3 protein-coding genes are annotated in these 1,838 nt (G+C 59.7%); all 3 read left to right on the top strand.

Annotated features, from left to right (window positions below; genetic code table 11):
• Positions 1–83 precede the first annotated feature (83 nt).
• On the top strand, positions 84–467 hold the full coding sequence (locus RRU01S_RS24885) for a transposase (RefSeq protein WP_045232926.1): 384 nt from the start codon (positions 84–86) through the stop codon (positions 465–467).
• Positions 464–808 (top strand): IS66 family insertion sequence element accessory protein TnpB, encoded by a 345-nt coding sequence (gene tnpB, locus RRU01S_RS24890; RefSeq protein WP_044460335.1) that lies wholly within the window; start codon positions 464–466, stop codon positions 806–808. Before RRU01S_RS24885 ends, tnpB begins: the two co-directional genes overlap by 4 nt.
• A 73-nt stretch (positions 809–881) precedes the next feature.
• Positions 882–1,838, top strand: a 957-nt coding sequence (gene tnpC / locus RRU01S_RS24895; RefSeq protein WP_045232927.1) for an IS66 family transposase, incomplete at its 3' end; no start/stop codon positions are given.

The following is a 1,838-nucleotide window of genomic DNA, read 5'->3' on the forward strand; positions in this document are numbered from 1 at the left end:
GTAAGCGGCAAGGAGACCCCATCTGGCGCGGCTGATGCTGAGTAGGGTATGTCGGGCATACGAGTTCTTTGATGTGAGGATCTATGTCTAGACCTGCGGCTAGCCTTGGGTTGATACGAATGATCGAGGCGGTGCCCGATCGCCTTGACGGGTCGCCGCGACAGTTGCGGCGTTTCTGGTCCGACGAATTCAAGGCCACAGCGGTTGAGCAGGCCTGTCAGCCCGGTGTGAACATGTCGGCAGTGGCGCGGCAGATCGGTATCTTGCCGTCTCAACTCTACCGCTGGCGCAGAGAACTGTTGGGCAGTGATGAGTCTGGACTAGCAGCGGCAGTTGATCCGCAGAGCGTCGCACCTGACCCCGACCCCGTCGTCGAAATCGACATTGACGGTATCTTCGTGCGGGTTGGCCGGCATGTTGAAGAAGCGCATCTGCAGCGTGTCATCCGAGCGGTTCGCTCAGCATGATCCCCGCAGGTGTAAAGGTCTTCCTGGCCAGCCATCCCATCGACTTCCGCAAAGGGCCGGACAGCCTGCTGTCGCTGGTGCGGGATGCTGGCAGTGATCCGTTCAACGGCTCGCTTTATGTCTTCCGGGCCAAACGGGCCGACCGGATCAAGATCGTCTGGTGGGATGGATCCGGGGTTTGCCTTTACGCCAAGCGGCTGGAGAAGGCGCAGTTTTGCTGGCCGCGGATAGGCCACAACCGAGTCCAGCTCAACCATGCCCAGCTCATGGCGCTCGTTGACGGCATGGACTGGAAACGGGTGCGCTCGGTGGCGGTGAAGCCGCCGGAGATTGTTGGGTAAATGCCTGCGGCAAAGTGAATCAACCGCCTGAAAGGGCAGGAAAATCGGAGCAAAATATGCTCTAGTAGACGTCATGACGCCGCCCGATCTGCAGCTCCCGGATGATATAGAGACTTTGAAAGCTATGGTCCTTGCCATGGCCGAGAAGGCAGCGCGCACCGATGCTCTTGAGAGCGAGGTCGCAGACCTGAAGGCCAGAAACGCCGATGCTGATGAACGCATCGAACGACTGACCCAGATCCTGAAAGCCTTTGATCGTGCCCGCTTTGGCCGGCGATCAGAAAAACTCGGCTCTCCAGGCATCGATGATGAGCAGCAGGCCTTTGTCTTCGAGGAAATCGAGACCGGCATCGCGGCGATTCGAGCCCAGGTCAACAAGGGCGCAACCCATCCCGACAGCAAACGTCCGCCGCGGCCGCGCAAAGGCTTCGCACCGCATCTGGAACGGGTCGAAGTGGTGATCGTGCCGGATGAACTGCCCGAACACGTCGGCAAACAGAAGGTGCTGATCGGAGAAGACGTCTCGGAGCGACTTGACGTCGTGCCGGCGAAGTTCCGCGTCATCGTCACACGCCGACCGAAGTATGCCTTCAAAAATGAAGACGGCGTCATTCAGGCCGCCGCACCCGCGCACATTATCGAGGGTGGCATTCCGACGGAAGCGCTTCTCGCCCAGATCGCCATCTCGAAGTATGCCGATGGCCTTCCGCTCTATCGGCAGGAGGCAATCTATGCCCGCGACAAGGTCGAGCTTGACCGGAAGCTGATGGCTCAATGGATGGGTAAGCTCGGCTTTGAACTTGATATCCTGGCCGACTACATCCTTGCCGAGATCAAGAAGGCTGAGCGTATCTTCGCTGACGAGACGACGTTGCCCACACTCGCGCCCGGATCCGGATCGGCCAAGACGGCTTGGCTTTGGGCTTATGCCCGCGATGACAGACCCTTCGGTGGCAGTAGCCCGCCTATGGTTGCCTATCGCTTCGAAGATAGCCGTGCTGGCGATCGGGTCGCCCGGCATCTGTGTGGC

Origin of the sequence: Agrobacterium rubi TR3 = NBRC 13261, assembly GCF_000739935.1 — a bacterium.
GTDB classification, from domain to species: Bacteria; Pseudomonadota; Alphaproteobacteria; order Rhizobiales; family Rhizobiaceae; genus Agrobacterium; species Agrobacterium rubi.